General features: G+C 68.0%; 10 protein-coding genes. 5 read left to right on the top strand and 5 right to left on the bottom strand.

The genetic code is table 11. From position 1 onward, the window contains the following. Positions 1 to 17 precede the first annotated feature (17 nt). Both MXA07_RS14425 and MXA07_RS14420 read left to right on the top strand, forming a co-directional pair. Complete coding sequence (locus MXA07_RS14425) at positions 18 to 467, top strand: DUF2240 family protein (protein WP_247729293.1); 450 nt, start codon at positions 18 to 20, stop codon at positions 465 to 467. A 100-nt stretch (positions 468 to 567) separates the two neighbouring features. Continuing rightward, positions 568 to 1,005 (top strand): DUF7993 family protein, encoded by a 438-nt coding sequence (locus tag MXA07_RS14420; RefSeq protein ID WP_247729292.1) that lies wholly within the window; start codon positions 568 to 570, stop codon positions 1,003 to 1,005. Between the two features lie 35 nt (positions 1,006 to 1,040). Here MXA07_RS14420 and MXA07_RS14415 read toward each other — a convergent pair whose 3' ends face one another. Beyond that, positions 1,041 to 1,715: an HAD family hydrolase gene (locus MXA07_RS14415; RefSeq protein ID WP_247729291.1), complete on the bottom strand. Its 675-nt coding sequence runs from the start codon at positions 1,713 to 1,715 to the stop codon at positions 1,041 to 1,043. Positions 1,716 to 1,940: 225 nt separating this feature from the next. Here MXA07_RS14415 and MXA07_RS14410 point away from each other — a divergent pair, with 225 nt between their 5' ends. Then, entirely contained in the window at positions 1,941 to 3,833 is a 1,893-nt protein-coding gene (locus MXA07_RS14410; RefSeq protein WP_247729290.1) for a formate/nitrite transporter family protein, read from the top strand. 115 nt (positions 3,834 to 3,948) lie between these two features. On the opposite strand, the gene MXA07_RS14405 is transcribed toward MXA07_RS14410, so the two are convergent. Both MXA07_RS14405 and trkA read right to left on the bottom strand, forming a co-directional pair. Then, positions 3,949 to 5,484: a TrkH family potassium uptake protein gene (locus MXA07_RS14405; protein WP_247729289.1), complete on the bottom strand. Its 1,536-nt coding sequence runs from the start codon at positions 5,482 to 5,484 to the stop codon at positions 3,949 to 3,951. Continuing rightward, positions 5,485 to 6,819: a Trk system potassium transporter TrkA gene (gene trkA, locus MXA07_RS14400; RefSeq protein ID WP_247729288.1), complete on the bottom strand. Its 1,335-nt coding sequence runs from the start codon at positions 6,817 to 6,819 to the stop codon at positions 5,485 to 5,487. A gap of 199 nt (positions 6,820 to 7,018) precedes the next feature. Between trkA and MXA07_RS14395 the strand changes: the two genes are divergently transcribed. Then, positions 7,019 to 8,566, top strand: a complete 1,548-nt coding sequence (locus MXA07_RS14395; protein WP_247729287.1) for a TrkH family potassium uptake protein — start codon at positions 7,019 to 7,021, stop codon at positions 8,564 to 8,566. Positions 8,567 to 8,646: 80 nt separating this feature from the next. Continuing rightward, complete coding sequence (locus MXA07_RS14390; protein WP_247729286.1) at positions 8,647 to 9,066, top strand: universal stress protein; 420 nt, start codon at positions 8,647 to 8,649, stop codon at positions 9,064 to 9,066. A 25-nt stretch (positions 9,067 to 9,091) separates the two neighbouring features. Here the strand turns inward: MXA07_RS14390 and MXA07_RS14385 are convergent, their stop codons facing one another. After that, positions 9,092 to 11,473, bottom strand: coding sequence for an amino acid permease (locus MXA07_RS14385; RefSeq protein WP_247729285.1), 2,382 nt, complete (start codon positions 11,471 to 11,473; stop codon positions 9,092 to 9,094). A 203-nt stretch (positions 11,474 to 11,676) separates the two neighbouring features. Then, complete coding sequence (locus MXA07_RS14380; protein WP_247729284.1) at positions 11,677 to 12,963, bottom strand: cation:proton antiporter; 1,287 nt, start codon at positions 12,961 to 12,963, stop codon at positions 11,677 to 11,679. Positions 12,964 to 12,984: the final 21 nt, after the last annotated feature.

Genomic DNA, 12,984 nt, shown 5'->3' with positions numbered 1-12,984 from the left:
GGTGAAACCGGGTGTCGATGAGTCTCCGGGTCGTCGTCGCCGCGCCGTTCGGGCAGCGCGGGACGCGAACGCTTCGCGAAAACGAGTTCGTCGTCGCGCTGTCGATGGATCGCGACTGGTTCTCGCCCGACCAGGCCAAGCGCCTCGTCGACGTGGCGACGGAGGAAGGATTACTCGAACGGACCGCAGACGACCTCGCGGTGACGTTCGACCCGGCCGAGGTGACGGTGCCCGAGGACTTCGTCCCGGACGAGGACCTCCTGCTCGGCCGGTCGACCTTCGAGCGCGTCCTCGACGCGCTGGTCGCCGAGGGGCACCCGAAACACGAGGCGGTGGGGGCGATCAACGCCTGCCAGCAGGAACTCGGCGTGACGATCGAGGTGGCGGCGGTCGTCCACGCGAGGCGTCGCGGCCTGTCGGTCGAGTCGTACCTCGACGCTGCGCGGGCCGCCGCGCTGGAGGACTGATCGGCGACGAGCGGGGGCGATCGAGGCCGGTCGACGGCTCTCGCCCGCCGACCGCCGCCAAACCCGAAGTCGCTTTTTCCTCCCCGTCGAATCGACGCGCATGGTCGAAGAGCGGATCGAGGACGGCGTCCGAATCGCGGAGCTGTTCGCCTCGGAGGTCGACGGGCGGAGCGACGGCCCGCTCGGCGGGCTCGCCGTGACGGACGCGGTGGCCGACGTGGAGCCGACCGTCGACGGCGCTCGCGCGTACGACATCACCCGCGAGTCGTCGACCGCCGAGTCGGGCGAATCCGCGGCATCGGACGCGAACGGGCGATCAGCGCACGGTGACACCATCGCGAGCGTCTTCGTCCAGCCGGATCGCGCGCACGTGGCATTTCGCGAGGGGCCCGACGCGGCCCGCGAGGCGGCGACCGAGCGCGACCTCCGGGCGCGGCCGAAGGCGAGCCGACCGCCACAAACCCTCGTGTTTCTTGACTCCGGCGCGGCGGTCAAACGGGGCGTGGGCGTGCTCGACGCCGTCGCTCGATCGCTGTAAGGTGAGTGGGTGGCTGACTCGAGCCGCTGGGCCGGTTACTCTTGGCGGCGATCCGCCTCGAGTTGGGCGATGATCGCCGGGAGTTCGCGTCCGAGCCGCTCCTGTTCGACGGCGGCGTCCGCCCGCGGATCGGGCGTCGCGTCCCCGACGAGCACCTGGACGACGTCCATGCCGGCGTCGCTCGCGCCCCGCACGTCGGCGTCGACGTCGTCGCCGACGTAGACGGCCTCGTCGGCGGAGACGTCGAGTTCGTCGAGGATCGCGGCGAACGCCTCGGGTTGGGGTTTCCCGGCGTCGAGTTCGCCGGTGACCAGGGCCGCGTCGAAGGCGTCCTCCCAGCCGAGCGCGTCGAGTTTGGCCCGCTGAGCCCGGACGGGCCCGTTCGTCAGGAGACCGACGCGGTAGGACTCCCGGAGGGTTTCGAGCGCGGATTCGACGCCTGGTACCGGCGCGAGCGAGGCGGTGACCGACTCGCGGTAGGCTGCGGCGAACGCTTCCGGGTCGGTTTCGGTCTCGCGCTCGGCGAGCAACTCCGCGAAGATGGGCTCGCGCGTCTCGCTCGTCAGGTTCCGGCGGTGGGCCTCGAGGTAGGCCGCCCGTGAGAGCGGGGGTTCGCCGACCGATTCGGCCGCTTCGGCCAGCAGCGTCTCCCGGTCGCGGTCGGGCACGGCGAGCGTCTCGTCGAGGTCGAAGACCACCGCGCGGTACATCGTCAGAAGCGAGGCAGCGGCGGGTGTTGAAGGTTACCCTCGCGACGCGAACCGCGTCCGGCGGGGTGTGGGCGGCCGCGGTAGTGTGGACCGCGTCGAACGATCCGATCCGGCGCCGCGCTCGCTGCGGCGAGCGACGCTCCGGCGTCGTGGGCGCGTTGTCGATCAGATGCGACCGTCCCGAACCCAAACCCTTCTTAGGATCCGGTAGCCAGTGTTCCGACAATGAGCGGACCGACGCGACCGGACGGCGGTGAAGAGGGAGGTCGAGTGCCGCCGCCGTCGGACGCCAACGAATCCGTCCGGGACGCCGTCGAGCGGTCCCGGAGCGGGGCGCCGGCGGTCGGGTCGGTCGTCCGCGACCGATTCTCGTCGGACGAGGTGTTCCAGCGGATCATCGCGGCGGCCGACGAGGAAGTCACCGAGAGCAGCCGCGAGTTGTACTTCAGCGGCCTGGCCGCCGGCTTCGCCATCACGATCACCTTCCTGCTGTACGCCTCGGTCTCCGCCCAGACCGAGAGCGCCGTCGTTGCCTCGATGCTCTACCCGCTCGGCTTCGTCTACATCATCATCGGCGGCTACCAGCTCTACACGGAGAACACGCTCCCGCCGGTCGCGCTGACGCTCGAACGGCTGGCGAGCATTCCCGCGTTGCTTCGCCACTGGGGGATCGTCCTCTCGGGGAACTTTACCGGCGGCGCCCTGGGGGCGGTGGTCCTGACCTGGGGAGGCGTTTTCGAACCGGATGCCACCAGGAAAGCCATCGACATCGCCCGAAAGGGCGCATTCGAGACGGGCTGGTGGTCGTTGTTCTTCAAGGCTCTGTTCGCCGGGCTGATCGTCGCCGGCGTCGTCTGGGTCGGCTTCGCTGCGACCGACACCATTTCGCGGGTGCTCGTGGTCTACCTGGCGTTTCTGGCGATTCCACTCGGGAACCTCTTTCACGTCGTCGTCTCGTTCACCGAGGTGCTCTTTCTCGTGTTTAACCAGGAGTTGGCACTCTTACGGGGTCTCTCCGGTTTCGTGCTTCCGGTGTTGCTCGGCAACACCATCGGCGGGGTGGTCCTCGTCACCGTCGTCAACTACTACCAGACGAGCGAGGATCGGCTCTCCTCCGCGCGGATCAAGGGGCTGGACCGCCGGCTCACCGTCCCGGAGGTGCTGTTCGGCCGGGTGGCGGGGCGATCGTACGTGCCGATCCTCGACGCGGCGGAGGCCGCCCTCGTCGACGACGACTGCTACCGCGTGATGGTCCCGATCACGAACCCGCGGACCGACGCGGACCTCGTCGAACTCGGCGCCATCATCGCCAGTCAGCAGGAGAACGACCCGACGGTACACGTCCTCCACGTCGTGCAGGCGCCCGACGCCCTGTCGCTCGGCAGCGGGGGTCACGACGAGCGCATTCGCGGCGAGTCCGAGAAGCACCTGGAAGGCGCCCACGAGCTGGCCGATCGCTACGACGTGGACATCGAGACCTCCTCGGTGGCCACGCACCGCTCGTTCGAGGAGATCTTCAGCGCGGCCAGGCGGACGCGGCCGAACATGGTCGTCATGAAGTGGGGCGAGAACCAGCTCTGGACGGCGGCCCGCGCCGAGCGCCCCGTCGAGGAGCTGACGAACCAGCTGCCCTGCGATTTCCTCATCGTCAGCGATCGCGGCCACGACGCCTCGAGCATCCTCCTGCCGACCGCCGGCGGCCCCGATTCCGATCTGAGCGCGGAGGTCGCTCGCGCGCTCCGCGCGGTCGCGGGGACCGAGGTCTCGCTGCTGCACGTCGTCGACGACCCGTCGTACGCGGAGGCCGGCGAGCGGTTCCTCTCCGAGTGGGCCGACGACCACGGGCTCGGAGACGCCACCCTGATCGTCGACGACTCGGGCGACGTCGAGGCGGCGATCGAACGGGAAGCGGAGACCCACTCGATCGTCCTCCTCGGCGCGACCGAACGGGGACTCCTGACACGGCTCCTCTCGGACTCGCTGCACCTCGACGTCGTCGGCGAGGTTGAGGGGACCGTGATGCTCGCGGAACGACCGTCCGAGCGCTCGCTTCGCGAACGCCTCTTCGGCACCGGGCGGCGCGAACACTCGGCCGAGCGCACGCCTGGCGACGACTGAGTCGAGTGACGGATGGCGGTCGAACCGGACCGGGGGAGTGCCTGTCGCTGATCGACCGCAGGCATCCGACCGATGACCGCGGCGCCCGGTAACGGTATCCGCCGGCGCGTCCCGATCAGGACCGCCAGTACGCCCGCGTCAGGAGGACGAGGACGGGGAAGATTTCGAGACGACCGATCCACATGTAGCAGATCATGAGGAGTTTCGACGGGATCGGGAACTCCAGGTAGCCGCCCATCGGGCCGGTGAGCTGGCCCAGGCCGGGGCCGATGTTCCCGAGACTGGCGACCGAGGCGCTGATGACGTCGAGCAGCGTGAAATCGACGCCGGCGCGCGAGGCGTCCGCGGCGAACAGGGCGATGCCGACGAAGAAGAGCACGAGGTACAGGAGGGTGAAGGCGTAGATGCCGCGGACGGCGTCCTCGTCGAGGATGCGCCCGTTCATTCGAACCGGTCGGACGGCCTCGGGGTGGACAGTGGTGAAGAGCTGGCGCCGAAGGGTCTTCAGGATCACGAGCCAGCGAAGGATCTTGATGCCCCCGCCGGTCGACCCGGTCGAGCCGCCGACGAACATCGCGAACAGGAGCACGCCCTTCGCCGGACCGCTCCACTCGTAGAAGTCCATGTTCGCGAACCCGGTCGAGTTGGTCAGCGAGACGATCTGGAAGACGGCGTAGCGAAGCGACTTTTCGATGTTGCCACCGATCATGCCGGTCGCTTCCGTCTCGAGCGAGGAGAAAAAGAGGACGAGCGTCCCGAGGGCCGAGAGCGCGGTGACGACGCCCAGGTAGGCCCGGAACTCCGAATCGCTGACGAGCGACCACGCGTCGCCGGTGAGGACGTGCCACCAGAGGACGAAGTTCACGCCGGCGACGAAGATGAACGGGACGAACGTCCACTGGACGATCGGGGAGAACGCCGCGATGCTCTGGCCCTCCGGCGAGAAGCCGCCGGTCGGCAGCGTCGAGAAGCCGTGGGCGATCGCGTTGTACAGGTTCATCTCCGGTGCAATCTCGAAGGCGCCGAGGATAGCGAGGATGACGATGAACGCCACCGTGAAGAAGACGTAGGCGAGCCAGAGAACCCGTGCCGTCTGGGCGATGTGAGGCGTCAGCTTCGAGACGCCGGGACCGGGCGTCTCCGCGCGCATCAACTGCGCGCCCCCGACGGCCATCTCGGAGAGGATCGCCACCGCGAGGACGATGATCCCCATGCCGCCGAGCCACTGCGTGAGCTGGCGCCACATGAGCATCGCGTGCGAGTGCGTCTCGAGCGAAATCTCGTCCATCACGGTGGCTCCGGTCGTGGTGAACCCGCTCATGCTCTCGAAGACGGCGTTGACCGGCGTGGCGACGGTCCCGTTCCCGGCCAGGACGTACGGGAGCGCGCCGAAGATGGCCGCGAACAGCCAGGTGAGCGCGACGACCATGAACGCCTCCCTGGCCCCCGGATCCGGATCGGGGTCGAGCGTCCGCAGCGCCAGTCCGAACCCGGCGGTGATGAGGAGCGTCGCGACGAACACCCACAGATCCTCGCCGCCGTACGCGAGCGAGACGACGATCGGAACGACGTAGGCGGCCGAGAGCGCCGCCGTGAGCGTCCCGACCAGGCTCAGGCCCGCACGGACGTCGACGCGGAGGTGTGCGTTCATCTATAGGAGATCGATGACCTCGTCGAGGATCGCGGCGTCGACGAAGACGACGACGTGGTCGCCCTCCCTGACGACGGTGGTGCCGCGCGGGGTGACGAGCTCTCCGCCCCGGGAGATGGCGCCGATGACGACCCCATCCGGCAGGTCGCGCGTCCCCTCTTCGATCGTCCGCCCGGTCAGCGTACTCCCGGGACCGACCTCGATCTCGATGACTTCCGCTCGATCGTGTTCGAGCATCGCCACCTTCTCGGTCCGCGCAGCGCGCGTGAAACGAACGATCTCCTCGGCGGTCTCCTCGCGCGGATTGATCACGACGTCGACGCCGACCATCTCGAACAGGGCGGCGTACTCGACGTTCTCGATGACCGCCACGGTGCGTTCGACGCCGACGCGGTGGGCCAGCAGCGCGGCCAGGAGGTTCTTCTCGTCGCTGTCGAGGGCGGCGACGAGGACGTCGGCCTCGTCGATGTGCTCGCGCATGAGAAAGTCGGTATCGGTGGCGTCGCTCTGCAGCACCATCGTGTTCGGGAGGGCTTCGGCGGCCTCCCTGGCCCGATCGGGATCGCGTTCGATCAACCGGAGGTTGTGGCCGTGCTCTTCGAACTCCCGGGCGGCCTGGAACCCGATCTCGCTCGCCCCGACGATGACGACCTCCTTCCGACCGTTGTCGGTGACCGAGGCGACCTCGTTCGCGAATTTGGTGATCGATTCCGGGCTCCCGATGACGACGATGCGATCGCCCTCGCAGATGACCGTCTCGCCCGTGGCGACGAGCATCTCCTCGTCCCGGAAGACCGCGGCGAAGGTCAGCGAGTCGTAGCGATCGGCCTCCTTGACGGTCTGGCCGGCGACGGGACTCTCTTCCCGGACCTCGAACTCCGCCATCCTGACGAGCCCGCCGGCGAACATGTCGACGTCGGTCGCCGCGGGCAGGCCGGTGATGCGGAAGATGGCCTGGGCCGTCAGGAGATCGGTACAGACCATGAAGTCGACGCCGAAGGCGCCCTCCGAGCCCTGCCACGTTTCGAGGAGGGTTCGGCGGCGGACGCGAGCGATGGTGAACGCATCGCTCTCGGTCTTCGTCGCGCCGCAGATTACGACGTTCGTCTCGTCGTTGTCCGTACACGCGATGACCATGTCGGCCTCGCCGATCTCCGCCTCCCTGAGCGTCCCGATCTCGGTCCCGTCGCCGGCGATCGAGAGCACGTCGAGCTCGTAGGTGAGCTCCTCGACGATGTCCTCGTCCTGGTCGATCACGATGACGTCGTGCCCGTCCGCCAGGTTCTCCGCGATCGTCCGGCCGACCGCGCCGGCGCCGACGATCACGACGCGCACGGCGATCCCCCGTGGCTCATTTGCTGGCGATTACTGTGCCACTTTCAAATACGTTCCGTCATCACACTCGCGCCGCCGCGTTCGAACTGAAAATCAGTCGGCCATCGTCGTCAGACGGGGCGAATCCTCGCATCGAGAGCCGAATCAGCGGTCGAGTCGAACACATTATCCCGTCGCCCCCTAGAGGAGTGGGTAGCCAATGCGCATCCGGGTCGACTGGCGGTCGAGTTTGAGCTTCACCGGGACGGTCCTGAAGTGGCTCTCGGTGCCGCTCGCCGCCCCGCTCGCGCTCGCGCTCTTCGACGGGGACGACGTCCTCGCGTTCGGCGCGACGATCGCCGTGACGGCCGTCGTCGGGTTCGCGCTCGAACGGCTGTCGGACGAGCGCGACCTCGACCACCGCGAGGGATTGCTGGTCGTCGCCGCGATCTGGCTCGGCGTCGCGCTGGTCGGCGCGATCCCGTTTCTCGTCGTCGGATCGACGCTGCCGGCGGACGCGTCGGCGTTCTCCCTCGCCGGCTTTCCCCGCGAACTCGGCGGGCTCGTCAACGCCCTCTTCGAGAGCACGAGCGGGCTCACGACGACCGGGGCGACGATCATGACCGAGTGGGACTTCGAGAACCAGTCGCGGGCCATCCTGCTCTGGCGACAGCTCCTGCAGTGGCTGGGCGGGCTGGGCATCTTGATCATCGCGATCGGCCTCCTCTCGAACCTGATGGTCGGCGGCGCCCAGCTGATGGAGACCGAGACGCAGACGAAGAACGTCACCAAACTCACCCCCGAGATCGAGCAGACGGCCCGGATCATCTGGGGACTGTACGTCGGATTGACGATCCTCGCCACCGCCGTCTTCTACGGGCTCAACCTGGTGGGCCTCGCGGACGAGATGACCCTCTTCAACGCCGTCGCCCACGCGCTGACGAGCGTCTCGACGGCGGGGTTCTCGCCCGAGGCCCGGAGTATCGCGGCCTTCTCACCCGCAGTGCAGTGGGCCGTCATCCCCGTGATGCTCGTCGGGGCCACGAACTTCATCCTGCTGTGGTACCTCGTCCAGGGCGACGTCGAACGGCCGCTTCGATCCGAGGAACTGCGATTCTACCTCGGCGTCGTCGCCGTCGCCGCGACGCTCGTGATCGCGATCCTGATCGGCGATCCGGAGATCGGCCAGACGGTCGAGGCGTCGATCAGACACGGGCTGTTCAACGTCGTCTCGATACTCACGACGACCGGCTACGCCTCGGTCGACTACACCGCGTGGGGTCCCGGCGCCCAGCACATCCTCTTTCTGTGCATGTTCGTCGGCGGGATGGCCGGGTCGACGACGTGTTCGATCAAGACGGTCCGCTGGCTCGTCATCCTGAAGGGTCTGCGGCGAAACCTGTTCGTCGCCGCCCACCCGCAGGCGGTCCGGCCGGTCCGGCTCGGCGACTCGGTCGTCGACGAGGAGACGATCGGCGACATCTTCTCGTACGTGATGCTCGCCCTGCTGATCTTCTTCGGGCTGACGGTTCTGCTGGTCGCGGACGCCTCGCGCGCGGCCGACCCCGTCTCGGAGTTCGAAGCCCTCGGCGCCGCGGCCTCGATCGTGCTCAACATCGGCCCCGCGTTCGGCGCGGCGGGACCGATGGGCAACTACCTCGTCTTTCCCACGTCGAGCCGGTTCGTCATGGTCCTCATGATGTGGATCGGGCGGATCGAGTTCGTCCCCGTGCTCGTCCTGTTGCTGCCGGCGTTCTGGCGCGAGTGAGCCGCCTCAAATTGCCGTCCACTTCGCGGTGTGCGAGACCAACGTTTTTCCTCGCACCCCGCGAACGGTCGGGTATCCACATGCACTTTCGACACCTGCTGATTCCGGTCGCCTCCGAGGCCGACGCGACCGTCACCTGTCACGCGCTCTCGGGCCACCTCGACGACGTCGATCGGGTCACGGCGGTCCACGTCATCGAGAAGGCGGGCGGCGCGATCGACAAGGCGCCGCTCGAAAAACGAAAGGACGACTCGGCGGACATCCTCGAGGCCGTCGAAGACGCACTCGACGATCGGGTTCGGGTCGAAACGGACCGATACTACGGCACCGACGTCGCGGAGACGATCTTCGAGGCCGCCGACGACGTCGACGCGGACGCTGTCGCGTTCCGCGCACGCGGCGGCAGTCGCATCGCCCGGCTGTTGGCGGGTGACGTCTCGACGCGGCTCGTGACGGATCCGGCGGTCCCGGTCGTCTCGCTCCCCGAACCGGCCGAATAGTCCGGACGCCGACCGATCTTCTCGGCTACGATCGGCCGAACAGCCGTTCGAAGAGGGACCGCTTCGTCGGCCGCTCGGCCAGCAGGACCGAACACTCCACCTCGTCGACGACGTCGTAGACGAGCGAGCGATCGACGAGCCTGGAGAGCAGTCCGCGCTCGGTCGCCCCGATGAGCAGGAGCGTTCGATCGGCCGACTCGCGTCGGATCGCCGCCTCGACGTCGCCCGTCGTGTCGATGGTGAGGGCGGCGTCGGCCAGTTCGTGCTCCTCGGCCCACGCGGTGAGGAACGCCTCGCCTTCCTCCCGTTCGGACGCGTCGTCGACGACGTACAGGAGCTCGACGTCCGCGTCGGTCGTCCGCTGCAGCGTGCGTGCCACTTCCGCGCTCAGGTCCGAGTCCGGCCCGCCGGCGGTCGGTAGCAAGATGCGTGAGGTGTCGAAGTCCCGGTCGTTTAGCACAAGGAAGTCACACGGCAGGTTGTGCGTGAGTTCGTCCAGCGGACGCTCGGCGCGGCCGGCCGCCCACGGCCGATCCTCTCCCCACCCCATGACGACCGTATCGGCGTCGTGTCGCTGCGCGGCGTCGAAGATCGCCTCGAAGGGACGGTGAGAGACGACGGTCGTCGTTTCGATGTCGACGTCGGATCGGGAGACGCTCTCGCGGGCCTGGTCGAGCAGTTTCTGGGATTCGGCGTCGATACGGTCGGTCATCGCCGCGCCACGGTCCAGTGGCGTCTGGTCCGGCACCTGCACGATGTGGACGGCGTGGACGATGCCGTCTCGGTCCGCGGCGATCGTACTCGCGAGTTCCATCAACGCGCCCTCGGTTCGCGGGTTCGAGAGCGGGACCATCACGCGACTGGGAGTGGCCTCCGACGGTGCCGCGGCTTCGGCGGCCGAAACGGCGGCGTCGGGCATCTCCTCCGAGCGATCGAGGATGTGTTCGCTGAGGACGCCTTGAACTGTCGTGTGCTTGCGGGCGTAGAACCAGTACCAGGCGACCGAGCCGACGACGAACGCCATGCTCAGCGCGATGACGATCCCGTCCATGAAGTAGATGAGCCCGAAGGAAAAGAGCGCTCCCAGGATGGGCGTGATCGGATAGAAGGGGACCCGGAAATCGGGATCGTACTCCGGGACGTCGGCTTCGCGAAACGCGATGAGTGCGACGTTCATCAGGGCGTAGACGACGAGGTGGAGGACGCTCGCCGCGTTGGACAGGATCTTGAGGTCCTGTCCGAGCGCCACGATGAAGAGGATGATGAGGCCGCCGGTCAGCGCGATCGACCGGTACGGCGTCGCGTACCGGGGGTGAATCGCGTTGAGCTCGTCCGAGATGAGTTTATCGCGCCCCATCGCGAAGTTGATGCGCGCCGAGGCGAGGATCGAGGCGTTCGCCGAGGAGGCGGTCGCGAGCAGCGCCGCGATCGAGATGGCGCCGACGCCGACCAGTTCGAGGAGGGGAATGCCGGCGAAGCTGAGCTCGGCCACCTGCGAGACCGGCGTCTCCTGGTGCAGTTCGTCCCAGGGGACGATGCCGACCATGATGCTGACCAGGATCGCGTAGAAGACCGTGACGATCGCGACGCTGCCGATCACGGCCAGGGGCAGATTGCGCCCCGGGTTCTTCAACTCCTCCGCGACGGTGGCGATCTTCGCGTAGCCCAGAAACGAGACGAAGACGAGCGCCGTACCCGGAAGGATCGCCCCGTAGCCGCGGTCGGTCGGCGCGATGCCGCCCTCCTGGAGGAGCGTCGCCCACTCGAACTCGAAGAAGCCGGCGGCGGCGAAGACGGTCAAGATCAACAGCAACATGGAGACGATGATCGTCTGGATGCCGCCGGTTTCCTTCGCGCCGATGTAGTTGACGCCGACGAACGCCACGCCCGCGATCAGTCCACCGATCTGGATGTCGGAGACGCCGAGCGCTGCCGTCCCGCCGAGCAGGGTCGTGCCCAGAAACTCGGCCCCGAAGAGGGATATTTCGGGGAGCGATATCGACGGGAGCGAGAGCGTCCCGAACGAGAGGGAGGGAAGTTCGAGCATCGTTCCTTCGAGCATGCCGGTGAGGTAGCCGCCGAAGCCGATGCAGTAGAACGCCGACGCGAAGGCGAGCCCCATCCAGTCGCCCATGCCCGAGATCGAACCGAACATGGGCCCGAGTCCGCGATTGATGTAGTAGTACCCGCCCCCGGCTTTCGGCATCGCCGTCCCGAGTTCGCTCACGGCGAGCGCGTTGATCATGGCGATGAGGCCGCCGATGACGAACGAGACGACGACGATCGGGCCCGCCTCCCGTGAAGCGATGCCCGGGAGGACGAAAATCCCGGCGCCCATCATGGTGCCGATCCCGATCATCAGCGCCGAGACCAGCCCGAGGTCCTTCGCGAGTTCCTCGTCGCTCATCTGTCAGGAGGCTCCGTCCGCCGGTCGATCGCCGCCGCTCGGTGGGGGACGTTGCAACTCCCGTACGGTTTCGACGCTCAGGTTCATGCTCAATGGCTTCTAGCGACCCACCTTAAGCGTTCTGAGGATCGGTCGACGGCCGGCGAACGGGTTTCGGGACCGTTCGAAACCCGCCAGCGAATCTCGGGCCGTTCGACCCAATATCACTCGCCGCCGGCGCCGGCCGGCGTCGACCCGCCCGGGAGGCGCGGGACGAGCGCCGACTCGATCCGATCAGAGTAGCCCATGAGCGTCGTCCCGAGGATGCTCATCGCGAGCACGTATCCGACGGCCAGCGCGTAGATCTCGTCTGCGACGCCGTTCGGGACGACGCCGTTCGCGCCCGCGGTCAGGGCGACGCTCGCGACGATCAGCGAGAACTCCCCGCGGGTGGTCAATCCGAGCGCCACGCGGATCGACCGCCGCGGCGAGAGACCGTAGACGCGGCCGCCCCAGTACGCGCTGACGAGCTTCGAGCCCGTGGTGAGGACGACCGCGACGGCGATGAGCCCGAGCACCGGCCCGAACGTCGTCGGGTCGGTGAGCAGCCCGATCCAGAGGAAGAAGAGCGCAGCGAAGGCGTCGCGGAGCGGTTCCAGCAGGCGTTCGAGGTCGTGGACGTGGTCGGTCGCCGAAAAGCCCATCCCGACGAAGAAGGCGGCGACCGCCTCGCTCACGCCGAGGGCGTAGGCGCCGCCGGCGATCAGGATCGTGACGCCGAGCGTCCGGATGACGGTGATCTCGTGGGACGCGTCCTCGAGCAGTCGCTGGAAGACGGCGTCGCCGACGGCGACGAAGGCGAGCAGCGCGAGGATGAACCCCATGCCGACGGCGACCGACGATAGCGCCTCGCCGGCGCCGCCACCGCCGGTCGCGAGGGCCGTCGCGATCGCCAGGTAGATCGCGATGAAGAGGTCCTCGAAGACGAGGATGCCGAGGATCGGGTTCGCCTCGTCGTTCGCGATCCAGCCCAGGTCGATCAGCGACTTGGTGATGATCGCCGACGAGGAGATGTAGACGATGCCGGCGACGAGGAACGCGGCGAACGCGCCGTCGAAGAGCACCCAGCCGAGGGCGAACCCGACGACGAAGTTGAGCAGGTCGATCGTGCCGGCCGTGCCGATCTTCCGCCGAGAGGCGAACAGCCGCTCTAAGTTGAACTCCAGGCCCAGGAAGAACAGCAGGAGGACGATCCCGAGTTCGGCGCCGAGTTCGACGAAGCCGGCCGACCCGTCGACCGCGAGGGTGCTCGCCTGCGCGACCAGATCGACACCCGCGACCTCGATGGCGGGCAGGACCTCGGGGGCTCGTCCGAGGACGAACGGCCCGAGTCCCATCCCGCCGAGGATGTAGAACGGGATCACCGACTGGCCGAGCCGGTCGGCGACGACGCCGCCGATCGCGGCCGTGGTGAACAGGACGCCGACCGCGAACAGGCTCACCTCGGCCATCGGACACCCTCGACGCCGTCG

The organism is Halovivax limisalsi (assembly GCF_023093535.1).
GTDB lineage: Archaea > Halobacteriota > Halobacteria > Halobacteriales > Natrialbaceae > Halovivax > Halovivax limisalsi.
The sequence above is the reverse complement of the archived record's forward strand: the minus strand, read 5'-3'. Positions and strand labels throughout refer to the sequence as shown.

What these genes read in the sequence shown, in the direction of transcription:
- MXA07_RS14410 (WP_247729290.1), top strand. Translation starts at nt 1,941, where the DNA reads ATGAGCGGACCGACGCGACCGGACGGCGGTGAAGAGGGAGGTCGAGTG.
- MXA07_RS14380 (WP_247729284.1), bottom strand. Translation starts at nt 12,963, where the DNA reads ATGGCCGAGGTGAGCCTGTTCGCGGTCGGCGTCCTGTTCACCACGGCC.
- MXA07_RS14405 (WP_247729289.1), bottom strand. Translation starts at nt 5,484, where the DNA reads ATGAACGCACACCTCCGCGTCGACGTCCGTGCGGGCCTGAGCCTGGTC.
- MXA07_RS14395 (WP_247729287.1), top strand. Translation starts at nt 7,019, where the DNA reads ATGCGCATCCGGGTCGACTGGCGGTCGAGTTTGAGCTTCACCGGGACG.
- MXA07_RS14385 (WP_247729285.1), bottom strand. Translation starts at nt 11,473, where the DNA reads ATGAGCGACGAGGAACTCGCGAAGGACCTCGGGCTGGTCTCGGCGCTG.
- MXA07_RS14425 (WP_247729293.1), top strand. Translation starts at nt 18, where the DNA reads ATGAGTCTCCGGGTCGTCGTCGCCGCGCCGTTCGGGCAGCGCGGGACG.
- MXA07_RS14420 (WP_247729292.1), top strand. Translation starts at nt 568, where the DNA reads ATGGTCGAAGAGCGGATCGAGGACGGCGTCCGAATCGCGGAGCTGTTC.
- MXA07_RS14390 (WP_247729286.1), top strand. Translation starts at nt 8,647, where the DNA reads ATGCACTTTCGACACCTGCTGATTCCGGTCGCCTCCGAGGCCGACGCG.
- MXA07_RS14415 (WP_247729291.1), bottom strand. Translation starts at nt 1,715, where the DNA reads ATGTACCGCGCGGTGGTCTTCGACCTCGACGAGACGCTCGCCGTGCCC.